Genomic DNA, 22,550 nt, shown 5'->3' with positions numbered 1-22,550 from the left:
CGCTGGTGCCGAGGCAGACGCCCATGCGGCCGCTGGCGCGGGCGTAGCCGTCGGCCATGTGGGCGGCGCCTTGTTCGTGCCGGACGAGGATGTGGCGGATGCCTGGGTATTGGGGGAGGGTGTCGTAGAGGGGGAGGACGACGCCTCCGGGGTAGCCGAAGATGACTTCGACTCCTTCGCGCTGGAGGCCTTCCAGGACCATTTGTGCGCCGGTCATGCGCGCCATGGGTACCTCTTCTGCGGAGCGAACGTTGGTGCCGGCGGGGCCCGGTTGGGATGCCGGCTGCCTGCCGCGCCGTGCGGTCGCGGCTGCCCTTTGGGGGCGCTGGCGGGAGGGGTGGCCGGTTAGCCGTTTGCCCTCTGTTCGGTCCGCTGGGTATGAGATTACGTGGATATTGGGGTGGAGGGAAGCTGGCCGATGGTTTGGCGGATGGTTTCGATTTCTGGGATGGGGGTGGGGTCGATGTGGCGGGCGATGGCGGTGTGCCATGAGAGGGCGTCGACGGTGGTGAGGGCGGCGAGGGCTTGTTCGAAGGGGGTGTCGCCGGGGATGGTGAGGGGGTGGACGGGGATGTGGCGTTGGGTGGCGAGGGTTTGGATGGCCTGGAGGTAGGGGTGGTGGGGGTCGTTCTGGGCGGTGAGGGTGAGGAGGAGCCAGGGGGTCGGGGGGTTGTCGGGGTGGAGGCCGACGACGAGGTTGTGGGCGGCTTCTGGGACGGTGGCGGCGGCGGCGAGGAGTTTGGCGTTTTCGGCGAGTTGGTTGCGGGCGCGTTCGGCGAGGGGTGCGAGGTGGCCGCCGGCGAGGATGAGGGGGATGTGGCCGGGGAGGGCGGTGGCGATTCGGGCGAGGGGGCTGCCGGGGGTGGCGGATTGTTGGGCGAGGATGGTGCAGCGCCGGCCGGCGGCTTCGATGGTGGGGGTGGTGATGAGGTAGAGGCCGAGGCGTTCGAGGATGCGAAGGAGGGGGGCGAGGGTGTGGGCGATGGCGGCGCGCGGGGGTGCTTGGGTGGTGAATGTCCAGATGGGGACGTTGTCTTCGGTGCAGCGTTGGGCGAGGTGGCCGCCGCGGGTGATGGCGATGATGGGGGCGTCTCTTCGCCAGGCGTCGTCGTAGAGGGCGAGGGTTTCGGCGGTGTTTCCGGAGCAGGAGACGACGATGACGAGGGTGTGCTGGTCGACGAAGTTGGGGAGTTGGCGGCCGCGTACGACGAGGATGGGGATTTGGCTGATGGGGGCGGCGAGGGCGGCGACGATGTCGCCGGCGGCGGCGGAGCCGCCGGTGGCGGCGATGAGGAGCTGTGCGGGGGGGCGTCGGGTGGGGAGGTGGAGGTCGGTGGTGCGGTGCCACTCGGCGATGAGGTGTTCGCCGAAGGTGGCGATGTGGTGCCACATGCCGGAGGGGTCGTGGTGGGTGGTGGGCGGTTGGGGGGGGTTGGTCACGGCTGGACTCCGGCGATGGTGCGGCCGGCTTCGAGGGTGGGGCGGAGGAGGGCTTGGTCGGTGACTTCGGTGTAGATGCGGAGGAGGGGTTCGGTGCCGGAGAGGCGGAAGAGGAGCCAGCCGCCTTGGAAGTGGATGCGCCAGCCGTCGGTGCGGTCGGTTCGGGTGACGGGGCGGCCGGCGATGTGGGTGGGGGTGGCGGTATCGAGGGCGGCGCGGATGGTTTCGCGCTGCTCGGGTTCGAGTTGGTAGTCGTCGCGGGCGTAGTAGTGGGGGCCGGTGATGGCGAAGAGGTCTTGGAGGAGCTGGGAGGGGGGTTTGCCGGTGGCGGCGATGTAATCGAGGAGGTAGAGGCCGGCGAGGATGCCGTCGCGTTCGGGGAGGTGGCCACGGAAGCCGTAGCCGCCGGATTCTTCGCCGCCGATGAGGGCGTTTTTTTCGATCATGAGGGGGCCGATGTGTTTGAATCCGACGGGGGTTTCGTAGCATTCGACGCGGTAGTGTTGGGCGAGGCGGTCGGCCATTTGGGTGGTGGTGATGGAGCGGACGATGGGGCCGCGGAGGTTGCGTTGGCCGAGGAGGTAGTGGATGAGGAGGGCGAAGGTGCGGAGCTGGTCGATGTAGTGGCCGTTTTCGTCGACGAGGCCGACGCGGTCGGCGTCGCCGTCGTTGGCAATTCCGGCGTGGTAGTGGCCGGTGCGGACGAGGTGGAGGAATTCGGTGAGGTTGCTTTCGATGGGTTCGGGGGCGCGGATGCCGGGGAAGGCGGGGTTTCGTTCGGCGTGGATTTCGTGGATGGTGGTGGAGCCGCCGCTGAGGAGTTGGCCGTAGAGGCCTGCGCCGGCGCCGTACATGGGGTCGATGGCGATGGTGAGTCCGGCGCTGCGGATGCGCTGGAGGTCGACCTGGCGGCCGAGGGCGGTGAGGTAGTCGGGGATGGGATCGAACTGGGTGATGGTGTCGGTGTTGGCGGGGGCGAGCTGGATGCGGGTGGGTTGGGCGAGGATGGCGGGGACGCGTTGTTCGATGTCGGCGACGATTTCGGGGCTGGCGCTGCCGCCGTAGTGGGGTTTGACTTTGATGCCGTTCCAGTTGAAGGGGTTGTGGGAGCTGGTGACGACGACGCCGCCGGCGGCGCGGGTTTGGATGATGCGGTAGCTGATGGCGGGGGTGGGGGCTGGTCGGTCGGCGAGCTGGACGGTGAATCCTGCGCCGGCGAGGACGCGGGCGATTTCGCGGGCGAAGTGGTCGGAGAGGAAGCGGGTGTCGTAGCCGACGATGAGGGGGCGGGTGGTGCCGCTGTGTTCGGCGAAGTGTTCGGCGATTGCGCGGGCGCAGGCGCGGACGTTTTCGAAGGTGAAGGTGTCGGCGATGATGGCGCGCCAGCCGTCGGTTCCGAAGTGGACGGGGTTAGTGGGCATTGGTTCCATGATAGCGGGCGTCTGCTTGGATGATGGTGCCAGGTGGGGGGGTGGCGTGTGGGTCGATGGTGGCGCCGGGGCCGACGATGCAGTGGTGGAGGTGGGCGTTTTGGCCGACGGTGACGCCGTCGGCGAGGATGGTATCGACGATGGTGGCGCCGGGGTGGATGTGGACGTTTTCCCAGATGACGGACCGGGTGATGTGTGCGCCTGGGCCGATGAGGCTGCCGGGTCCGATGGCGGTGGTGTGGATTTGGGCGGTGGGGTGGACGGTGGCGGTGGGTGCGATGGCGTTGGTGTGGGGGAGGAGGGTGTGGTGGAGGGCGAGGTAGCGGCTGGGTGTGCCGATGTCGGCCCAGGGGCCTGGGATTCGGTAGCCGAGGACGGGCCGCTGGCGGGCGATGAGGGTGGGGAAGAGGGTTTCTTCGACGCGGACGGGGCCTGGTGGGATTTGGTCGACGAGTGGGCGTTCGAAGATCCAGGCGCCGGCGTTGACGAGGTGGGAGGGGGCTTGGCCGGGGGGTGGTTTTTCGATGAAGCGGGTGATGAGGTGGTGTTGGTCGCAGACGGCGACGCCGAAGGGGGTGGGGTCGTCGACGTGGTGGAGGGCGATGGTGAGGTCGGCGTTGTGGGCGATGTGGGCGGCGAGGGCTTGGTGGAGGTCGAATTGGAGGTAGATGTCGCCGTTGAGGACGAGGAAGCGCTCTTGGATGTTGGCCTGGGCGACGGCGTTGCGGATGGCGCCGCCGGATTCGAGGCGGGTGTGTTCGATGATGGGGAGGATTTCGATGCCGAGGTGGGTGCCTGGGGGGTAGCGGGTGGCGAGGTCTTGGTTGGCGAGGCCGAGGGCGAGGATGGCGCGGCGGATTCGGGAGTGGTGGAGCCATTCGAGGAGGTGTTCGATGGCGGGCCGGTTGCAGATGGGGACGAGGCTTTTGTGGCGGCGGGCTGTGAGGGGCCGGAGCCGGGTGCCTTGTCCGCCGACGAGGAGGATGGCGTCCACTGGGGGTTAGCGGCCTGCGGCGGTGCGGAGGTCGTTGGCGCGGGAGGTGTCTTCCCAGGGGAGGTCGAGGTCGGTCCGGCCGAAGTGGCCGTAGGTGGCGGTGGGGCGGTAGATGGGGCGCTGGAGGCCGAGGTCTTCGATGATGGCGCCGGGGCGGAGGTCGAAGACTTTTCGGACGGCGCGGAGGATGTCGGCATCGGGGATGGTGTTGGTGCCGAAGGTTTCGATGCCGATGGAGGTGGGGTGGCTGATGCCGATGGCGTAGGAGAGCATGAATTCGCAGCGGGTGGCGAGGCCGGCGGCGACGATGGTTTTGGCGACCCAGCGGGCTGCGTAGGCGCCGGAGCGGTCGACTTTGGTGGGGTCTTTGCCGGAGAAGGCGCCGCCGCCGTGGCGGGCGACGCCGCCGTAGGTATCGACGATGATTTTGCGGCCGGTGAGGCCGGCATCGCCGCGGGGGCCGCCGATGACGAAGCGGCCGGTGGGGTTGACGTGGATTTTGGCGTTCGGGCTGAGGAGGGGGCCGGCGACGGGTTCGATGACGTGTTTGGTGATTTGGGTGGTGATGTACTCTTGGTTTTCTTCGACTTCGCGGGAGTGTTGGGTGGAGATGACGACGGTGTCGATGTGGAGGGGATTCCAGTTTTCGTCGTATTCGACGGTGACTTGGGATTTGCCGTCGGGCCAGACCCAAGGGAGGGTGTGGTTTTTGCGGACTTCGGCGAGGCGGCGGGTGAGCCGGTGGGCGAGGGAGATGGTGAGGGGCATGAGTTCGGGGGTTTCGCTGCAGGCGAAGCCGATCATCATGCCTTGGTCGCCGGCGCCGATGTTGCGGAGGCTGGCGTTGTTGACGCCCATGGCGATGTCGGTGGATTGTTCGGCGATGGAGGTGAGGACGCCGCAGGTGTGGCCGTCGAAGCCTTTTTCGGAGGAGTCGTAGCCGATGTCGAGGATGGTTTGGCGGACGAGTTTGTTGAGGTCGACGTAGCCTTCGGTGGTGATTTCGCCCATGACGAGGACGAGGCCGTTGGTGGTGGCGGTTTCGCAGGCGACGCGGGAGTTGGGGTCTTGTTGGAGGAGGGCATCGAGGACGGCGTCGCTGATTTGGTCGCAGATTTTGTCGGGGTGGCCTTCGGTGACGGATTCGGAGGTGAGGAGCTTGCGTTCGGTCACGTGGGTGCCCTTTCGGTGGTGGTGATGCCGTTCGCGGGCATGAAAAATCCCCTCGGGCCGGGGTGTCCGGCGGCGAGGGGCGGGCCTTCCCGCAAGCCCGCCTTTTGTTGCCCGCGCGGGGATGCCGCGGGGCCGCGTCGGTTTGGCACCTTGGAGGCATAACCAGGTTGCCGGGCAGTGGCCCTCTTGACGCTTGTGTGGAGGGTAGCAGGTGTGGGGGTGTTGCGGAAGATGGTGGGGGCGGGGATTCAGGCGGCGGGGGCGAGGGCGATGATGTGGATGTCGCCGAAGGGGGTTTCTTGGTGGGCGTCGGCTTCGCCGGCGCGGAGGAGTTCGAGGACGGCGAGGAAGGAGACGACGATTTCGAGGCGGGTGGCGCATTCGAGGATGGCGCGACGGAAGGAGAAGCGGCCGCGGCGGCGGAGGCGCTGGCGGAATTGTTCGAGGCGTTGGGCGAGGGTGATGCTGGTGTCGCGGGGGAGGATGGCGTGGGGTTGGGGTTCGGGGGGTTTGCGTTGGAGGAGTTGGAGCATGAGGGCATGGAGGCGTTCGATGCTGACGCCTTCGAGGGGGGAGGTTGGGCGGGGCGATGGGGGTGGGGCGAGGCGGGTGTGGATGCGGATGCCGGCTTCTTGGCGTGCTTCGAGGAGTTCGACGATTTGGAGGAAGCGGCGGTATTCGCGGAGGAGTTGGACGAGTTCGGCGCCGATGTGGTCGTCTTCGAGGGTGGGGGGTTCTTCTCCTTGTGGGCGGGGGAGGAGGGCGCGGGATTTGAGGTAGATGAGGCGGGCGCCGATGGCGATGAATTCGGCGAGGGCGGTTGGTTCGAAGCCTGCGCCGTTGTGGATGGCGGCGAGGTATTGGTCGGTGACGGCGACGAGGGAGATGGTGGTGATGTCGAGGTCGTCCTTCTCGATGAGGTGGAGAAGGAGGTCGAGTGGCCCTTGGAAGATGGGCAAGGTGATTTGTGCCATGGCTCCTGCCGGCGCGATGCCCCCCCGCTGAGGCGTTGCCGGCGCGGTCTTGCGACCGTTGTGGCTATCGTGCGCTGGCAGCCGCCCACACCCCCGGGAGCGTCCGCTCGACTGCTGCGGCGATAGCACCGACCGAGCGCATCATGGAGGCGAAGCGGGTGTATGTCAACGACTGGGCGCCGTCGGAGAGTGCGTGGTCGGGGTTGTTGTGGACTTCGATCATGAGGCCATCGGCGCCGGCGGCGATGGCGGCCATGGCGATGGGGGTGACGAGGGTGGCTTTGCCGGTGCCGTGGGAGGGGTCGGCGATGATGGGGAGGTGGCTGAGTTCGCGGGCGAGGGGGATGGCGTTGATGTCGAAGGTGTTGCGGTAGGCGGTTTCGAAGGTGCGGATGCCGCGTTCGCAGAGGATGACGTGGGGGTTGCCCTGGGCCATGATGTATTCGGCGGCGAGGAGCCATTCTTCGATCTGGCCGGAGAGGCCGCGTTTGAGCATGACGGGTTTTTTGGCGCGGCCGACTTCGTCGAGGAGCATGAAGTTTTGCATGTTGCGTGCGCCGATCTGGATGATGTCGGCGTATTGGCAGACGATGTCGATGTCGCGGACGCTCATGAGTTCGGTGATGACGGGCATGCCGTTGGCTTTGCCGGCGGCGTGGAGGTAGCGGAGGCCTTCTTCGCCGAGGCCGCGGAAGGTGTAGGGGGAGGTGCGGGGTTTGAAGGCGCCGCCGCGGAGGATGGTGGCGCCGGCGGCTTTGACGGCTCGGGCGGATTCGTGGATGTGTTCTTCGTTTTCGATGGAGCAGGGGCCGGCCATGACGACGAGTTCGGGTCCGCCGATGTGGACGCCGTAGCCGACGTCGATGATGGAGTCGGCTGGGTGGAATTCGCGGGAGGCGAGTTTGTAGGGGCGGGTGACGCGGTGGACGGATTCGACGCGTGGGAGGGCTTGGAAGATGTCTTCGAGGCCGGGTTCGTCGCTGCCGATGACGCCGATGATGGTGCGTTCTTGGCCGACGGAGAGGTGGGCTTGGCGGCCGGTTTCTTCGATGCGTTGGATGATGGTGTCGATGTCGTCGGGGGTGGCTTCGGGGGATACGACGATGATCACGGGGTTGTTCGCTCCGTTGGTGGTGGTTTCAGGGGATGTTGGAGGTGAGGTCGGGGCGGAGGCGTGCGGCTTCGCGGAGGTAGATGTGGCGGATTTCACTTTGGGCTTTGTCCGTGTTCCAGTGGAGGAGCACCCGGATGCAGCGCGGGAGCATGCCAGGGACTGACATTTCGTGGCTTTGCATGAGGGGGACTTGGGTCCAGCCGAGCTGGCGTGCGGCGACGGCGGGGAATTCGGCGTAGACGTCGGGCGTGGTGGTGAGCCAGGCGGAAGCGATGTCCTCGGTGTGGATCCCGTTGGCCTCGACCATGTGGACGAGGAGTTCGCGGGTGCGTTCGAGGATTTCTTCTTTCTGGTTGTGGTCGACGGTGGTTGCGCCGCGGACGCCACGGACGGGCATACGCGCAGGTCCTCCTGGGTGTTCCTGGGGTGGGTGGCTTTTCAGGATGGGCGGGGGCCAAAGGTTCCGGCCGGCGGACTGCCATATGCACGGCCCACAGGGGGGCGCGGCCACGCCTGTCGAGGCGTAGCCGGCCGTCTGTGGGCCGCGTTCACCTGTCCGCTATCGGCCGGAGACATCCTCCACGAACTCCCTGACGCGCTGCGCGCGGTGGTTTTCCTCCGCGGCGTCGATGGCGCTGATTATAGCAGAGCCGACGACTGTGGCATCGGCGTGGGCGCGGACGGCTTGGGCTTGGGCACGGGTGGCGATGCCGAAGCCGACGGCGAGGGGGAGTTGGGTGGCGGCGCGGACGCGCTGGAGGAAGGTGGGGAGGGTGTCGAGGGCGACGTTGCCTTTGCCGGTGGTGCCGGTGATGGAGACGCAGTAGAGGAAGGCGTCGGCGACGGCGGCGATGCGGGGGATGCGTTCGTCGCGGGTGGTGGGGGCGACGAGGGGGATGTAGCTGAGGTCGTGGCTGCGGCAGGCGGTGAGGAAGTCGGTGGCTTCTTCTGGGGGGAGGTCGACGACGATCCAGCCGTCGGCGCCGGCGGCGGCGGCTTCGGCGCAGGCGCGGGTTTCGCCGCGGGCGAGGATGGGGTTGTAGTAGCCCATGAGGATGACGGGGGCTTGGAGGCCGTTGGCGCGGGCTTGGCGGATGATTTCGAAGCAGTCGCCGAGGGTGATGCCTTGTTGGAGGGCGATGTGGTTGGCGTGTTGGATGGTGGCGCCGTCGGCGAGGGGGTCGGTGAAGGGGACGCCGAGTTCGATGATGTCGGCGCCGCCTTGTTCCATGGCGAGGAGGATGGGGACGGTGTCTTGGCGGCGGGGGTAGCCGGCGGTGATGTAGCCGATGAAGAGTTTGTGGCCTTGGGCGCGGGCTTGGGCGAGGGTTTGGCGGAGTCGCTGGGACATGTGGGGTTCAGTTCCTTGTGAGGAGGAGGATAAGGCTGAGGCTGTTGTAGAGTACATGGAAGGCGATGGCGTCCCAGAGGCTGCCGGAGCGGTAGTAGAGCCAGGCCATGGTGATGCCGGCGAGGAGGGATGGGAGGAGGGTGCCGAGGTCGCGGTGGCTGAGGGCGAAGAGGAGGGCGCTGAAGGTGGCGGCGGGGAGGAAGCCCCAGCGGAGGGTGCCGGTGAAGGCGAGCCCGCGGTAGATGGCTTCTTCGCTGAGGGGTGCGGCGATGACGGTGGCTGTGCTGTAGAGGGCGAGGGCGGCTGGGTCTCTGAGGATGGGTGAGAGGGTGGCTGGGTCGGGGGTGGGGGCGAGCTGGGTGAGGCCGAGGTGGGCGACGATGGTGCTGTAGATTCCGGTGAGGGGGTAGAGGGTTGCGACGCAGAGGGCGGGGAGCCAGAGCCGGTCGGCTTGGAAGCGGTGGAGGCCGAGGGCGTGTGCGATGGTGGGGAGGGGGCGGCGGGGGGCTGTGAGGGCGATGAGGATGAAGAGGGCGGAGCTGAGGATGGCCATGCTCCAGGCGATGCGGACGGTGATGGGGTCGGCGAGGAGTCGGGGGGTTGGGGGGAGGGGGTTGCCGGCGGTGGCGCGTGCGAGGGCGAGGTCGGCGTAGGTGGCGAGGCTGGCGAGGTTGTGGAAGGTGTCGCCGGCGTCGCGGAATTGGCTGTGGGCGCCGAGGAGTTGGGCGGTGGGGGCGATGAGGGCGAGGGGGAGGAGGTAGGCGGCGAGGGCGGCCCAGAGCCCGGCGAGGGTGTGGAGTTCGTTCCAGGGTGCGGGGCGGAGTGGGGGTGTGGTCATGCGAGGGCGAGGATGGTGAAGCTGATGGTGTTGAAGAGGAGGTGGAAGAGGATGGGATGCCAGAGGGTGTGGCTGCGATGGTAGAGCCAGGCGAGGCCGATGCCGATGCCGAGGAAGGGGACGATGCTGCCGAGGTCGAAGTGGACGAGGGCGAAGAGGGTGCTGGAGAGGAGGGCGGCGGGCCAGAAGCCCCAGCGGCTGAAGCCTCCGAAGAGGAGGCCGCGGAAGAAGAGTTCTTCGGTGGCGGGGGCGCCGACGAGGGTGACGGCGGCGGCGATGGCGAGGGTGAGTGGGTCGCGGGTGATTTCGATGGGGACGGTGCTGCGGGGTTGGAGCCAGGTGATGTCGAGGTGGTCGATGAGCTGGACCCAGGCGAAGGTGCCGCTGTAGGCGAGGAGGACGGCGGCGGCGGGCCGCCAGGTTCCGGCGAGGTCGAGGTGGTGGAGGCCGAGTGCGCGGAGGAGTTGGCGGCTGGTGAGGCCGGTGGCGATGCCGACGATGGGGATGATGGCGGCTTGGGAGATGGCGGTGACGAGGAAGAGGATTTGGAGGCTGGTTTGGTCGGCGAGGAGGTCGGGTGGGGCGGGGAGGGGGGTGCCGGCGCGGGCGGCGGCGAGGCGTTCGGCGCTGTAGCTGGCGATGCGGGCGGCTTTTTGGAAGGTGTCGCCGATGTCGCGGGTGCGGTACTGGTGGCCGAGGGCGTGGGCGAGGCCGAGGGCGACGAGGTTGGTGGCGAGGAGGAGGGCGATGAAGGCGGCGATGCCGATGGCGGCTTGTCGCGGGCCCCAGGGTACGAGCGGCCGGGGGGTGGGTGTGTTCAGAGGGTGACTCCGAGGGCGGCGGCTACGGTGTGCATGTCTTTGTCGCCGCGGCCGGAGAGGCCGACGAGGATGTCTTTTTGGGGGCCGAGTTCGCGGGCGAGCTGGATGGCGTGGTAGATGGCGTGGCTGGGTTCGAGTGCGGGGATGATGCCTTCGGTGCGGGCGAGGGCTTGGAAGCCTTGGAGTGCTTGTTGGTCGTCGACGGCGACGTATTCGGCGCGTTCGCTGGTTTTGAGCCAGGCGTGTTCGGGGCCGACGCCGGGGTAGTCGAGGCCGGCGGAGATGCTGTGGGTTTCGAGGATTTGGCCGTTGGCATCTTGGAGGAGGTAGGTTCGGGTGCCGTGGAGGACGCCGGGGCGGCCGGCGACGAGGGTGGCGGAGTGTTGGCCGGTGGCGAGGCCGTGGCCGCCGGCTTCGACGCCGATGAGGCGGACGGGGTCGTCGATGAAGGGGTGGAAGAGGCCGATGGCGTTGGAGCCGCCGCCGACGCAGGCGATGGCGATGTCGGGGAGGCGACCGGCTTGCTGGAGGATTTGTTCGCGGGCTTCGCGGCCGATGATGGATTGGAAGTCGCGGACGATGGTTGGGAAGGGGTGGGGGCCGATGGCGGAGCCGATGATGTAGTGGGTGGTTTGGACGTTGGTGACCCAGTCGCGCATGGCTTCGTTGATGGCGTCTTTGAGGGTGCGGGAGCCGGTTTCGACGGGGACGAGGGTTGCGCCGAGCATTTTCATGCGGAAGGCGTTGAGGCTTTGGCGTTGGATGTCTGCGGAGCCCATGTAGATGACGCATTCGAGGCCGAGCATGGCGCAGACGGTGGCGGTAGCGACGCCGTGTTGGCCGGCTCCGGTTTCGGCGATGATGCGGGTTTTGCCGAGGCGGCGGGCGAGGAGGGCTTGGCCGAGGGCGTTGTTGATTTTGTGGGCGCCGGTGTGGGCGAGGTCTTCGCGTTTGAGCCAGATGCGGGCGCCGCCGATTTCGCGGGTGAGGTGTTCGGCGAGGTAGAGGGGGGTGGGCCGGCCGACGTAGTGGCGGAGGAGGTGGTCGAGCTCGTGTTGGAAGGTGGGGTCGTTGCGGGCTTGGAGGTAGGCGGCTTCGAGGTCTTCGTGGGCGGCGATGAGGGTTTCGGGGATGTAGCGTCCGCCGAATTCGCCGAAGCGCGGGGGGAGGTTGGTTGGGGGTGTTTCAGTTGTCATGGTGGAGACCTTTGGCGGCGGTGATGAAGGCGCGGATTTTTTGGGGGTCTTTGGTGGTGTTGGTTTCGACGCCGGTGGAGACGTCGACGGCCCAGGGGCGGACGGTGCGGATGGCTTGGTGGACGTTGGCTGGGGTGAGGCCGCCGGCGAGGACGATGGGGAAGCGAGCGGCGACGTCTTGGGCGATGGTCCAATCGAAGGGGAGGCCGGTGCCGCCGTGGGCGTGGGGGCTGCCGGTATCGAGGAGGGTGGCGGCGTGGAGGCCGGGGGCGAGGCGTTCGGTGATGTCGGCGGATTCGTCGCCGGGGTGGACGTGGATGGTGCGGAGGATGGGGCGGCGGATGGCGCGGAGGATGGTTTCGTCTTCGTCGCCGGAGAGTTGGACGAGGTCGAGCTGGGCGGCTTCGGCGATGTCGTTGATTTCGTGGGCGTTCATGTTTGCGAAGACGCCGACGAGGAGTGGGCGGGCGCGGGTGAGGGTGAGTTCGATGGCTTCGGCCCAGGCGGGGAACCAGGTGCGGGGTGAGACTTCGCTGCGGGTGGGCCCGGCGAGGTCGACGGGGGGTGGGGCGTGGCGTCGATGTTGGGTGAGGGTTTGGACGATGTCGTGGCAGGCTTGGGGTGTGATTTGGCGGCGGGATTCGGCGAAGACGAGGCCGATGAAGTCGGCGCCGGCTTCGGCGGCGGCGAGGGCGGTTTGGGTATCGCGGATGCCGCAGATTTTGACGAGGGTCATGGGGTGGCTCGGGGTGTGGTGGGGATGCTGCGGAGTTGGCGGATTTTTTGGGCGGGGTCGGGTGCGCGCATGAGGGATTCGCCGACGAGGATGGCGCTGGCGCCGGCGGCGATGTAGCGCTGGACGTCGGCGGGGGTGTCGATGCCGCTGAGGGCTGCGAGGAGGCTGCCGGGTGGGAGGTGGGTGGCGAGGCGTTCGGTGGTGGCGAGGTCGACGTGGAAGGTGTGGAGGTTGCGGTTGTTGATGCCGATGAGTGGGGCGCCGAGGCGGGCGGCGCGCTGCATTTCGTGGGTGTCGTTGACTTCGACGAGGGCGTGCATGCCGAGCTGGCGGGTGGTGTGGTAGAGGGTGTGGAGCTGGGTGTCGTGGAGGGCGGCGACGATGAGGAGGACGGCATCGGCGCCGTGGATGCGGGCTTCGAGGAGCTGGTATTCGTCGATGATGAAGTCTTTGCGGAGGATGGCGGGTCTGTCGGGGCCGAGGGTGTCGAGGGCGGCGCGGGCGGCTGCGAGGTCGGCGAGGGTGCCTTTGAACCAGGTGGGTTCGGTGAGGACGGAGATGGCGGCGGCGCCGCCTTGGGCGTAGCGAAGGGCTTGTTGGGCGGCGTCGAGGCCTGGGGCGATGTCGCCGCGGCTTGGGGAGGCGCGTTTGATTTCGGCGATGACGGCGGGTGGGGCGTCGCGGCGGAGCCGTTGGATGAAGTCGACGGTGGGTGGGGCATCGGGGAGCTGGGCTTGGAGCTCTTGGGGGGGGATGGTGGCTTTGGCTTGGGCGATGTCGCGTTGGCGCTGGGCGATGATGGTGTGGAGGATGGTGGGGCTATTCACTGGCGGCCTCGCGGGAGAGGTGGATGTAGGTGTCGAGGACTTGGCGGGCGCGGCCGGTGGCGATGGCTTCTCGGGCGAGGGCGACGCCTTGGCGGTAGGTGGGTGCGCGGCCGGCGACGACGAGGGCGGCGGCGGCGTTGATGAGGGTGAAGTCGGTTTTGGGGCCTTGGGCGCCATCGAGGATGGCGAGGATGTCGTGGGCGTTGGCGGCGGCATCGCCGCCGGCGATGGCTTGGAGGCTGGAGGTGGGGATTCCGAAGTCGGCGGGGGTGATGGTGTGTTCGGCGATGGCGCCGTCGGCGACGATCCAGGTGTGGGTGGGGGCTGCGGGGCTGATCTCGTCGAGGCCGTCTTGGGAGTGGACGATGAGGGCGTGTTGGACGCCGCGGAGGGCGAGGGTTTGGGCGACGAGGGGCCCGAGGGTTTTGGAGCCGACGCCGACGAGTTGGCGGGAGGGGGTGGTGGGGTTGGAGAGGGGGCCGAGGATGTTGAAGGCGGTGCGGATGGCGATTTCGCGTCGGGCGCCGCCGACGTGGCGCATGGCTGGGTGCATGCGTTGGGCGAAGAGGAAGCAGAAGTTGCAGGTGTCGATGATGTGGGCGATGGCTCGGCCGTCGAGGTCGATGCGTGCGCCGAGGGCTTCGAGGACGTCGGCGCTGCCGCATTTGGAGCTGGCGGCGCGGTTGCCGTGTTTGGCGACGCGGACGCCGCAGGCGGCGACGATGAAGCTGGCGGCGGTGGAGACGTTGATGGTGTCGATGCCGTCGCCGCCGGTGCCGCAGATGTCGATGGTGTCGGCTGCTGGGACGGGTTCGGCGTGCCGGAGCATGATGTCGAGGCAGGCGGCGATGGCGGCGGGGGTTTCGCCGCGGATGCGCCAGGCGGTGAGGAAGGCGCCGATTTGGGCTGGGGTGGCGGCGCCGGTCATGAGCTCTTCGAGGGCGGCGGCGGCGAGTTCCGGGGGGAGGCTGTGGTTTTCGACGAGGGTTTTGATTGCTTCCTGGACGGCCATCAGGTGTGGCTCCGATGGTGGGGCTGGTTCCAAGTGTGGCGAATCAGGTGGGCCATTGGCCACTTTGGAGGCGGAGGAAGTTGGCGAGGAGTTCTTTGCCGTATTGGGTGGCGATGGATTCGGGGTGGAACTGGACGCCTTCGATGGTGTGGTGGCGGTGGCGGACGCCCATGATGATGCCGGTTTCGGAGCGGGCGGTGATTTGGAGGTCGGGGGGGAGGGTTTCGGGGGTGCCGCAGAGGGAGTGGTAGCGGACGGCTTGGAAGGGTGAGGGGATGCCGGTGAAGATGCCGCGGCCGTCGTGGCTGATGGTGGAGGTTTTGCCGTGTTTGATTTCGCCGGCGCCGGCGACGGTTCCGCCGTAGACGTCGTAGATGCACTGGTGGCCGAGGCAGACGCCGAGGATGGGTACGCGGCCGGCGAAGGTTCGGATGACGTCGCGGGAGATGCCGGCGTCTTGGGGGTTGCCGGGGCCGGGGGAGATGACGATGTGGTCGGGTTGGAGGGCGAGGCACTGGTCGATGGTGATCTGGTCGTTGCGGTGGACGCGGACGTCGGCGCCGAGTTCGGCGAGGTATTGGTAGAGGTTGTAGGTGAAGGAGTCGTAGTTGTCGATGAGGAGGGTGGTCATTGGTCGAGTGCTTCTTCTTGGGTGGCGAGGTGGGTGATGGGTTTTTGGAGCTGTTGGTTCATCGGCTGTTTTTCTGTGGGTCGGTGTGTCGGTGGGCTTGGTGGGGTGTTTTGGCGGGGTCGGGGGAGCATGGATGGGCTGCGATGGGGCGGATGCGGGGGGTTCGGGGCGGGGAGGGTTTGGAGGAGGGTGTCGTGGGGGGCCTTGGGTTGGCGGTCACTGGGTGGCTCCGGGGTGGGTGGGGCGGGGTATGCCTCGGTTGGCGAGGGCTTGTTCGATGGCGGGCCAGGCTTGGAGGGCGGCGGGGACGCCGGCGTAGATGGCGACGATGCGGAGGGTTTCGATGATTTGTTGGGGGGTGGCGCCGTGGTCGAGGGCGTCTTCGATGTGGGTGTGGAGGGGGTTTCCGTGGTGGCCTTGGGCTGCGAGCATGGCGATGACGAGGAGGCTGCGGGTGCGGGGGTCGAGGGCGGGGTCGGTGGTGGAGGGGGCGAGGGGGAAGTCGGAGATGTGGTGGGCGAGTTGGGGGGTAGCGCGGGGGAGTGTGGCTTGGGTGGTGGAGGGGTGGGCGGCGGTGAGCTCGGCCTGGAGGGCGGCGAGGATGTCGGCGGTGCGGTCGGGTGGGGTGGCGAGTCCGTAGGCTTCGCGGATGGCTTGGTGGATGTGGGGGTGGATGGGGATGGCGTCGAGTTCGTGGAGGGTGAACCAGCCGCTGCCGACGCCGGGGGATGGGGTGGGTTGGCCTGTCCAGTGGGTGGGGGCGTAGAGGTTGTAGACGATTTGGCCGTCTGGGGTGGGGATGTAGTGGGTTTGGAGGAAGGCTTCTTCGATGGCGTGGGCTTGGACGCCGAGGCGCTGGAGGATTCGGTCCATTTCTTGGTCGACGTCGTGGTTGTCGGGGGGGAGGGGTCCGGAGGGCAGTTCCCATGGGGCGGTGGGGCTGGGGCGGAGGAGGAAGATGCGCCCGTGGCGTTCGAGGATTGCGGCCATGGTGATGTGTTGTTTCATGTGGTTTTGATGGCGATGGTTTCGAGGATGGAGATGAGGAGGATGCGGAGGGGTGGGGTGAGGTCGGCGGTGATGACTTGCTGGCGGGTGAGCCAGCGGCCGGCGTGGGGTGGGGGTTCGGGCTGCCACTGCCAGACGGTGTAGAAGCCGGAGAACCAGGGGCGGGTTTCGGCTGGGTCTTGGTAGTCGAAGGCGCCTTGTGCCCAGATGGCGGAGGTTTGGATGTGGAGCTGGTCCCAGAGGTGGGCGCGGAGTTCGGCTTTGCGGTCTTCGGCGAGGGGGCGGAAGATGCCGCCGGGGAGGCCGAGGGAGCCGTGGATGTGGCGAAGGTAGACGTGGTTGGGGCGGACGAGGATGCCGTAGACGCGGTCGGGGCGGCGGTCGGTCATGGGCGGTGTCTCCCGGGTTAGCCGTAGCCGATGCTGCCGGTGCGGAGTTCGGCGGCGGCGATTTCGGCCTGGTCGATGGCGCGCATGAGGGCGCGCATTTTGTTGACGGTTTCGAGGTATTCGTTCTCGGGGATGGAGTCGTAGACGATGCCACTGCCGGCTTGGAGGTAGGCGATGCCGTTTTTGAGGACCATGGTGCGGATGGCGATGCAGGTATCGAGGCTGCCGGCGAAGCTGGCGTAGCCGACGGCGCCGCCGTATATGCCGCGTCGGGTGGGTTCGAGTTGGGCGATGATTTCCATGGCGCGGACTTTGGGGGCACCGCTGAGGGTGCCGGCGGGGAAGACGGAGCGGAGGGCATCGAAGCGGGTTTTGTCATCGGCGAGTTGGCCGGAGACGTTGGAGACGATGTGCATGACGTGGGAGTATTTTTCGATGTGCATGAGGCTATCGACGCGGACGGTGCCGGGGCGGGCGACGCGTCCGATGTCGTTGCGGCCGAGGTCGACGAGCATGATGTGTTCGGCGCGTTCTTTTTCGTCGGCGAGGAGTTCGGCTGCGAGGTGTTCGTCTTCTTCGGGGGTGGTGCCGCGCGGGCGGGTGCCGGCGATGGGGTGGGTGGTGACGGTTCCGTCTTCGACGCGGACGAGGAGTTCGGGGGAGGCGCCGACGATCTGGAAGGTGTCGAGGTCGAGGTAGAACATGTAGGGGGAGGGGTTGATGGTGCGGAGTTGGCGGTAGATGTTGAAGGGGTGGACGGCGGTGGGGCGGCGGAGGCGCTGTGAGGGGACGACTTGGATGACGTCGCCGGCGATGATGTGCTGGCGGATTTTTTGGACCATGAGCTGGTAGCCTTCGCGGCCGACGTTGGATTCGGCTTGGCCGTTGGTGCGGAGGATGGCTGCGATGTCTTGGTGGGGGAGGGGGACGGTGGGGTTTTCGAGGCGCTGGACGATGGTGTCGATTCGGTGGGCGGCTTGTCGGTAGGCGGCGTCGATGTCGCCGTCGAGGCGGCAGTGGGCGATGACTTTGATGGTGTGGCGGAGGTGGTCGAAGACGACCATGGCGTCGGTGAAGAGCCACATGGATTCGGGGATGCCGATTTCGTCGTGTTCGGGGGGGTGGACGCGGGGTTCGAAGTGGCGGACGGCGTCGTAGGCGAGGTAGCCGATGGCGCCGCCGGTGAAGGCGGGGATGCCGGGGGTGATGATTTGGCGGAAGCGCGCGAGTTCTTGTTCGACGGGTTGGAGGGGGTCGCCTTGCCATTCGTGGCCGGGGCCGGTGCGGAGGATGCGGTAGGGCTGGGTGCCGATGAAGGAGTAGCGGGCGAGGCGTTCGCCGCCTTCGACGGATTCGAGGAGGAAGCTGTAGGGGCCGCTGGCGACTTTGAGGTAGGCGGAGACGGGTGTTTCGAGGTCGGCGGTGACTTCGCGGTAGATGGCGACGAGGTTGCCCTGGTGGGTGTGGGCGAGCTGGCGGACCTCTTCGAGGGTTGGGCGAAGCATCAGTATTTCTCGAGGTAGTTGAGGTCGAGGGCGTCGTGGACCATTTCCATGGTTTCTTGGGCGATGCGGCGCATGCGTTGGGATCCGGCGGCGAGGGCGTCGCGGACGAGGGGCATGTGGGCTTGGTAGTAGGCGCGGCGTTCGCGGAAGGGTTCGAGGAGGTTGTTGAGGACGGTGGTGAGGCGGTCTTTGAGAACTTTGTTGGGGACGCCTTTGGTTTGGTATTCGTGTTCGAGGGCGGCGAGGCCTTGGGTGTCGGGGTCGAAGGCGCGGAGGTAGAGGAAGATGGGGTTGTCTTCGCAGCGGCCGGGTTCGTTGGCGGCGCGGGGGGGGCCGCCGTACATGGCGCGGATTTTTTGGGCGACGGTTTGGGCGTCGTCTTTGAGGTCGATGGTGTTGCCGCGGGATTTGCTCATTTTGGCGTTGCCGTCGATGCCGACGAGGCGGGGGACGCGGCCGACGAGGGCTTCGGGTTCGGGGAAGACTTCTTTGAAGCGGCGGTTGAAGCGTCGTGCGGTTTCGCGGGTGAGTTCGATGTGGGGGAGCTGGTCTTCGCCGACGGGGACGAGGTGGGCGCGGGGCATGAGGATGTTGGCGACTTGCATGACGGGGTAGGTGTAGAAGGCGACGGGGACGGATTTGCGCTCGGTGGTGCCGTCTTCGGGGTTTTCGATGGCGGCCATTTCGGCTTTGAGGGTGGGGTTGCGTTCGAGCATGGAGACGGGGAGGAACCAGCCGAGGAGGGTGGTGAGTTCGGCGTGTTCGGGGACGAGGCTTTCGATGACGAAGGCTGAATGTTCGGGGTCGAGGCCGACGGCGAGCCAATCGAGGGCGACTTCCCAGACGGCTTGGCGGACGCGGGGGATGTCGTCGGCGTAGTCGGAGACTTGGTAGTCGGCGATGAGGAAGTAGCACTCGTAGTCGTGTTGGAGGCGGACCCAGGTTTCGAGGGCGCCGGCGTAGTGGCCGAGGTGGAGTGGCCCGGTGGGGCGGATGCCGGTGAGGATGCGTTTTTGGGCGGTCACCGGGGGCCTCCTTGGAGCCTTCCGGGGCCGCGTCCGGGTGGGGGGGCTGGGGTGGGGCGGGGTGCGGTTTGGCCGCGGGGTTGGGCGGTGGTGCTGGCGGTGCGTTCGGCGACGCGGAGGGAGGCGGCGATCTGTTTGCCGGCCTGGTCGATGAGTTCGAGTTCGTCGGCGAAGGCGGTTTCGGGTTCGTTGACGAGGGCGGCGAGGACGTGGATCCAGGAGCGGCAGGCGGCGAGGGCGCCGCGTGCTTCGCGGAGGATGGCGATCTGGGCTTGGCCTTCGCGGGTGGCGGCTTCGGCGATGCGGGCGGCGGCTTGGCCGGCGGCTTGGAAGGCGCTGTCTTGGGCTTCTTGGGAGGCGCGGAGGTTGGAGGGGATTTTGAGCCGGCCGATGGACGCGGCGAGCCGGATGGCCGTGTTCCAGGCTTCGATTTCGGTGTGGTCGGTGGTGGTCATGTTAGGCGGCGGCGGCGTAGCAGCCGTCGAGGAATGCGAGGAGGTGGTCGCAGGCGGTTTCGACGGCGCGGATGACGGCGTCTTCGTCGGTGCAGGCTTCGGCGATGGCTTCCATTTCGGCGCCGGAGTGGGCGATGTCGGCGACAAGGTGGACGGAGAAGAATTCGAATTGTTTGGGCTGGAAGCCGTAGTATTCGGTGAGGCCTTTGATTTTTTGCCAGGCGATGGCTGGGACTTGGCCTTCGTAGGCGAAGAGGGTGCCGAGGGCTTCGGCGATGGGGGCGTGGTTGGCCATGGTGCGGTAGTGTTCGACGAGGGCGCGGGTTTGGGGGCGGAGTTGGGCGGTGATGACTTCTTGGGGTTGGACGCCGAGGGCGCTGGCGAATTCGAGCCAGAGGGCGGGGTGGTTGCGTTCGCCGTGTTCTTCGTCCCAGAGGTTGTCGAGGATGAGTTGGCGGATGTTGGCGCTTTCGGTGCGGGTGTGGATGGCGGAGAGGTAGCGGGGGAAGGCGGCCTCGAAGTGGTAGTACTGGCGGGCGTATTCGCGCATTTTGTGGATGGGGAGGGTGCCCTGTGTCCATTCGAGGTAGAAGGGGTGTGCGAGCATGGATTTGGCTTCGAGGACGGCTTTGAGGCGGGCTTCGAATTGGGTGGTGACGGTGAGCATGGACATGGTTGGTGCTCCGGGGTGTGGTGATTCGAGGATAGGGGGCGGCGCGGTTAGATGACGGGGAGTTCTTGCATGGCTTGGCGGACTTTTTCTTCGGGATAGAAGTCGTCGATGAGTTTGCCGGCGAGGTAGTCGTCGTAGGCTTGGAGGTCGAGGAGGCCGTGGCCGCTGAGGTTGAAGAGGATGACGCGGGGGCGGCCTTCTTCGCGGGCTTGGATGGCTTCGTCGATGGCGGCGCGGATGGCGTGGGAGCTTTCGGGGGCGGGGACGATGCCTTCGGTGCGGGCGAAGAGGGTGGCGGCTTCGAAGCAGGCGGTTTGGGGGTAGGCGCGGGCTTGGATGTGGCCTTGTTCGTAGAGGTGGCTGATGAGGGGGGCCATGGCATGGTAGCGGAGGCCGCCGGCGTGGATGCCGGGGGGCATGTAGGTGTGGCCGAGGGTGTGCATTTTCATGAGTGGGGTGAGGCCGGCGGTGTCGCCGAAGTCGTAGCGGTATTGGCCTTTGGTGAGGGAGGGGCAGGAGGCGGGCTCGACGGCGAGGAAGCGGGTGTTGGTTTTGCCGGCGAGGCGGTCTTTCATGAAGGGGAAGATGAGGCCGGCGGCGTTGGAGCCTCCGCCGGCGCAGCCGATGACGATGTCGGGGTATTCGCCGGCCATTTCCATCTGGGCGATGGCTTCTTGGCCGATGATGGTTTGGTGGAGGAGGACGTGGTTGAGGACGCTGCCGAGGGAGTATTTGGTGTCTTCGCGGAGGGCGGCGTCTTCGACGGCTTCGGAGATGGCGATGCCGAGGGAGCCGGTGTTTTCGGGGTCTTGGGCGAGGATGGTGCGCCCGGCTTGGGTGTCGGGGCTGGGGCTGGGGACGACGGTGCCGCCCCAGACTTGCATGAGTGAGCGGCGGTAGGGTTTTTGGTTGTAGGAGACGCGCACCATGTAGACTTTGCATTCGATGCCGAAGAGCTGGCAGGCGAAGGCGAGTGAGGAGCCCCACTGGCCGGCGCCGGTTTCGGTGGCGATGCGTTTGACGCCTTCTTGTTTGTTGTAGTAGGCCTGGGCGACGGCGGTGTTGGGTTTGTGGGAGCCGGAGGGGGAGACGCCTTCGTATTTGTAGTAGATGTGGGCGGGTGTCTGGAGGGCTTGTTCGAGGAAGGTGGCGCGGATGAGGGGGGTTGGGCGCCAGATGTTGTAGATGCGCCGGACTTCTTCGGGGATCGGGATGTAGCGTTCGGTGCTGACTTCTTGTTGGATGAGGGCCATGGGGAAGAGGGGGGCGAGCGCCTCTGGCCCGATGGGCTGGTGGGTGGCGGGGTGGAGGGGCGGGGGTGGTGGGGTGGGGAGGTCGGCGGCGATGTTGTACCAGTGGGTTGGGAGGTTGTCTTCGCCGAGGAGGTATTTGCGGGTGGCCATGGCTGGGTTTCCTTTGGGGTGGTGTTGTGGTGCGGGCTGGGCCTGCGATGCAAAACGACCCCTCGTCTGCCAAAGGACGAGGGGTCGCTCGCGGTGCCACCTTTGTTCCCCGCTGCTTGCGCGTGCGGGGCTCTCTTCAGCCGCCGCGGGCGGGTTGCCCGCGAGGGCCCTGGCTGTGGTAACGGTGCCACTCCGCCGCAACCTACTGCCGGTTTGGGGGTTGGGCTGCGGAGCTCCCGGGCCCATTCACCTGCTGCGCTGCCGCCGGTTTCCAGCTGCTCCGGCTCTCTGGGGGCTCGCTTTGCGGGCTACTCTTCCCGTTCGTCGCTTTTTGGTTCTTCGGTTGAGGCTTTCAAGGTAGGGCGGTGTTGGCGGGATGTCAACGGGGATCGGTGGTGTGTTCTTCGGCGAGGAAGGCTTGGAGGGCTTTGCGGGCTTCGGGTTCGGTGAGGAGTGGTGCGTGGCCGACGTTGGGTATTTCGACGAGGCGGGCGTTGGGGTTGGCTTGGAGCATGTTCTGGGCGATTTGGGGGGTGAGGACGTCGCTCTGGGCGCCGCGGAGGATGAGGATGGGGCATTGGATGGCGCGGTAGGCGTCCCATGGTGGGGTGGCTGGGGGTTTGGGCGGGGCGGTACGGATGGCTGGGTCCATTTTCCATACGTAGACGCCGGTGTCGGATCGGCGGACGTTGTAGCGGGCGAATTCGGTGAGCTGGTCGTCGCTGAGGTGTGCGACCATGGGGGTGTAGTGTTCGCGGTAGTAGCGGACGACGGCTTTGATGTCGGCGAACATTTCGGGTGCGTTCTGGATGTAGGCGAGGATGCGCTGGAGGCCTTCGGGGTGGATTTCGGGGCCGATGTCGTTGAGGGCGATGCGGGAGACGTGTTGGGGGTGGAGGGGGGTGTAGTGCATGGCGATGAGGCCGCCCATGGAGGTGCCGACGATGGCGAAGCGCTGGAGGCCGAGGGCTTGGCGGACGGCTTCGAGGTCTTCGACGTAGGTGTCGATGTGGTATTGGTCGGGGGGGCCCCATTCGCTTTCGCCGCGGCCGCGGACGTCGAGGCAGTAGACGTGGTAGTGGGCGGCGAGGATGTTGGCGATGCCGTCGAAGGTGTGGGCTTGGCCGGCGAGGCCGTGGATCATGATGACGACGGGGGAGCCGGGGGCGCCGCGGGCGAGGAGGTGATGGCGGAGTCCGTTGGCCTGGACGAAGATGTCGCGGACGGGGTAGATGGGGGGCATGGTTGGGACTCCGGTTGGGCGGTTGCCGGGTTGGTGTTGGCGGGATTATAGGGTTGGGGCTGGGTCTGGTCAGAGTGGTTGGCGGCCGGCGAAGCCTGCATCGAGGTGGTGCCAGTAGGCGATGGTGGGTTCGCCGAGGTGGTAGCAGAGGTAGACGATTTGGCCGTTGCGTCGGTGGGGGATGTCGATGAGGCCGCGGGCTGGGTCTTTGAGTTGGATGCCGAGGGCTTCGAGTTGGTGGTGGGCGGTGCGGATGGTGTGTCGGAGGGGGGCGGCGGGGTCGGCGTGTTCGGTGGGGAAGGGGGCGGCGAG

At 67.2% G+C, this 22,550-nt stretch carries 26 protein-coding genes and 1 riboswitch; all 26 genes read right to left on the bottom strand.

Features of this window, described 5'->3' with window-relative positions; all coding sequences use genetic code 11:
* The coding region (locus VAE53_RS12425; protein WP_369294053.1) for a thiamine pyrophosphate-binding protein at positions 1-226 on the bottom strand (226 nt) is incomplete at its 3' end.
* Between the two features lie 158 nt (positions 227-384).
* Positions 385-1,440, bottom strand: a complete 1,056-nt coding sequence (locus VAE53_RS12420) for an SIS domain-containing protein (protein WP_322819690.1) — start codon at positions 1,438-1,440, stop codon at positions 385-387.
* A complete protein-coding gene (locus VAE53_RS12415) occupies positions 1,437-2,861 on the bottom strand; it encodes a phosphoglucomutase/phosphomannomutase family protein (RefSeq protein ID WP_322819689.1) in 1,425 nt (474 codons plus the stop codon). The genes VAE53_RS12420 and VAE53_RS12415 overlap by 4 nt, the downstream gene beginning before the upstream one ends.
* Complete coding sequence (locus tag VAE53_RS12410) at positions 2,851-3,864, bottom strand: NDP-sugar synthase (RefSeq protein ID WP_322819688.1); 1,014 nt, start codon at positions 3,862-3,864, stop codon at positions 2,851-2,853. The genes VAE53_RS12415 and VAE53_RS12410 overlap by 11 nt, the downstream gene beginning before the upstream one ends.
* A 6-nt stretch (positions 3,865-3,870) precedes the next feature.
* A complete protein-coding gene (metK, locus tag VAE53_RS12405) occupies positions 3,871-5,037 on the bottom strand; it encodes a methionine adenosyltransferase (RefSeq protein ID WP_322819687.1) in 1,167 nt (388 codons plus the stop codon).
* Between the two features lie 93 nt (positions 5,038-5,130).
* A riboswitch (SAM-I-IV-variant riboswitch) is annotated at positions 5,131-5,235 on the bottom strand.
* Between the two features lie 50 nt (positions 5,236-5,285).
* Entirely contained in the window at positions 5,286-6,011 is a 726-nt protein-coding gene (locus tag VAE53_RS12400; RefSeq protein WP_322819686.1) for a ScpA family protein, read from the bottom strand.
* A 64-nt stretch (positions 6,012-6,075) separates the two neighbouring features.
* Positions 6,076-7,122 (bottom strand): 3-deoxy-7-phosphoheptulonate synthase, encoded by a 1,047-nt coding sequence (gene aroF / locus VAE53_RS12395; protein WP_322819685.1) that lies wholly within the window; start codon positions 7,120-7,122, stop codon positions 6,076-6,078.
* A gap of 28 nt (positions 7,123-7,150) precedes the next feature.
* Positions 7,151-7,522: a chorismate mutase gene (aroH, locus tag VAE53_RS12390; RefSeq protein WP_322819684.1), complete on the bottom strand. Its 372-nt coding sequence runs from the start codon at positions 7,520-7,522 to the stop codon at positions 7,151-7,153.
* A gap of 162 nt (positions 7,523-7,684) precedes the next feature.
* Complete coding sequence (gene trpA / locus VAE53_RS12385; RefSeq protein ID WP_322819683.1) at positions 7,685-8,476, bottom strand: tryptophan synthase subunit alpha; 792 nt, start codon at positions 8,474-8,476, stop codon at positions 7,685-7,687.
* Between the two features lie 7 nt (positions 8,477-8,483).
* Entirely contained in the window at positions 8,484-9,314 is an 831-nt protein-coding gene (locus VAE53_RS12380) for a type II CAAX endopeptidase family protein (protein ID WP_322819682.1), read from the bottom strand.
* On the bottom strand, positions 9,311-9,592 hold the full coding sequence (locus VAE53_RS13240) for a lysostaphin resistance A-like protein (RefSeq protein ID WP_369294054.1): 282 nt from the start codon (positions 9,590-9,592) through the stop codon (positions 9,311-9,313). Before VAE53_RS13240 ends, VAE53_RS12380 begins: the two co-directional genes overlap by 4 nt.
* Before the next feature lie 539 nt (positions 9,593-10,131).
* Positions 10,132-11,331: a tryptophan synthase subunit beta gene (gene trpB, locus VAE53_RS12375; RefSeq protein WP_322819681.1), complete on the bottom strand. Its 1,200-nt coding sequence runs from the start codon at positions 11,329-11,331 to the stop codon at positions 10,132-10,134.
* Positions 11,321-12,067 (bottom strand): phosphoribosylanthranilate isomerase, encoded by a 747-nt coding sequence (locus VAE53_RS12370; RefSeq protein ID WP_322819680.1) that lies wholly within the window; start codon positions 12,065-12,067, stop codon positions 11,321-11,323. Before VAE53_RS12370 ends, trpB begins: the two co-directional genes overlap by 11 nt.
* A complete protein-coding gene (trpC, locus tag VAE53_RS12365; protein WP_322819679.1) occupies positions 12,064-12,894 on the bottom strand; it encodes an indole-3-glycerol phosphate synthase TrpC in 831 nt (276 codons plus the stop codon). The genes VAE53_RS12370 and trpC overlap by 4 nt, the downstream gene beginning before the upstream one ends.
* Positions 12,887-13,906 (bottom strand): anthranilate phosphoribosyltransferase, encoded by a 1,020-nt coding sequence (gene trpD, locus VAE53_RS12360; protein ID WP_322819678.1) that lies wholly within the window; start codon positions 13,904-13,906, stop codon positions 12,887-12,889. The genes trpC and trpD overlap by 8 nt, the downstream gene beginning before the upstream one ends.
* Before the next feature lie 43 nt (positions 13,907-13,949).
* Positions 13,950-14,537: an aminodeoxychorismate/anthranilate synthase component II gene (locus VAE53_RS12355; protein WP_322819677.1), complete on the bottom strand. Its 588-nt coding sequence runs from the start codon at positions 14,535-14,537 to the stop codon at positions 13,950-13,952.
* Positions 14,534-14,668 (bottom strand): hypothetical protein, encoded by a 135-nt coding sequence (locus VAE53_RS12350; RefSeq protein ID WP_322819676.1) that lies wholly within the window; start codon positions 14,666-14,668, stop codon positions 14,534-14,536. The genes VAE53_RS12355 and VAE53_RS12350 overlap by 4 nt, the downstream gene beginning before the upstream one ends.
* An 85-nt stretch (positions 14,669-14,753) precedes the next feature.
* Positions 14,754-15,545, bottom strand: a complete 792-nt coding sequence (locus tag VAE53_RS12345) for a carboxymuconolactone decarboxylase family protein (protein WP_322819675.1) — start codon at positions 15,543-15,545, stop codon at positions 14,754-14,756.
* A complete protein-coding gene (locus tag VAE53_RS12340) occupies positions 15,542-15,934 on the bottom strand; it encodes a hypothetical protein (RefSeq protein WP_322819674.1) in 393 nt (130 codons plus the stop codon). The genes VAE53_RS12345 and VAE53_RS12340 overlap by 4 nt, the downstream gene beginning before the upstream one ends.
* A 17-nt stretch (positions 15,935-15,951) precedes the next feature.
* Positions 15,952-17,439 carry an anthranilate synthase component I gene (trpE, locus tag VAE53_RS12335; RefSeq protein WP_322819673.1) on the bottom strand — a complete coding sequence of 496 codons (1,488 nt, stop codon included), beginning with the start codon at positions 17,437-17,439 and terminating at the stop codon, positions 15,952-15,954.
* A complete protein-coding gene (gene trpS, locus VAE53_RS12330; RefSeq protein WP_322819672.1) occupies positions 17,439-18,464 on the bottom strand; it encodes a tryptophan--tRNA ligase in 1,026 nt (341 codons plus the stop codon). The genes trpE and trpS overlap by 1 nt, the downstream gene beginning before the upstream one ends.
* Positions 18,461-18,919, bottom strand: coding sequence for a four helix bundle protein (locus VAE53_RS12325; protein ID WP_322819671.1), 459 nt, complete (start codon positions 18,917-18,919; stop codon positions 18,461-18,463). Before VAE53_RS12325 ends, trpS begins: the two co-directional genes overlap by 4 nt.
* A gap of 1 nt (position 18,920) precedes the next feature.
* Positions 18,921-19,592, bottom strand: coding sequence for a CADD family putative folate metabolism protein (locus VAE53_RS12320; protein WP_322819670.1), 672 nt, complete (start codon positions 19,590-19,592; stop codon positions 18,921-18,923).
* A 47-nt stretch (positions 19,593-19,639) separates the two neighbouring features.
* Positions 19,640-20,995 carry a TrpB-like pyridoxal phosphate-dependent enzyme gene (locus VAE53_RS12315; RefSeq protein WP_322819669.1) on the bottom strand — a complete coding sequence of 452 codons (1,356 nt, stop codon included), beginning with the start codon at positions 20,993-20,995 and terminating at the stop codon, positions 19,640-19,642.
* 379 nt (positions 20,996-21,374) lie between these two features.
* Complete coding sequence (locus VAE53_RS12310) at positions 21,375-22,238, bottom strand: alpha/beta hydrolase (protein WP_322819668.1); 864 nt, start codon at positions 22,236-22,238, stop codon at positions 21,375-21,377.
* 69 nt (positions 22,239-22,307) lie between these two features.
* A partial coding sequence (locus VAE53_RS12305; RefSeq protein ID WP_322819667.1) for a DUF2203 domain-containing protein occupies positions 22,308-22,550 on the bottom strand: 243 nt, incomplete at its 5' end.

The organism is Tepidiforma sp., assembly GCF_034432735.1.
In the GTDB taxonomy this organism is placed as follows: Bacteria; Chloroflexota; Dehalococcoidia; order Tepidiformales; family Tepidiformaceae; genus Tepidiforma.
The sequence above is the reverse complement of the archived record's forward strand: the minus strand, read 5'-3'. Positions and strand labels throughout refer to the sequence as shown.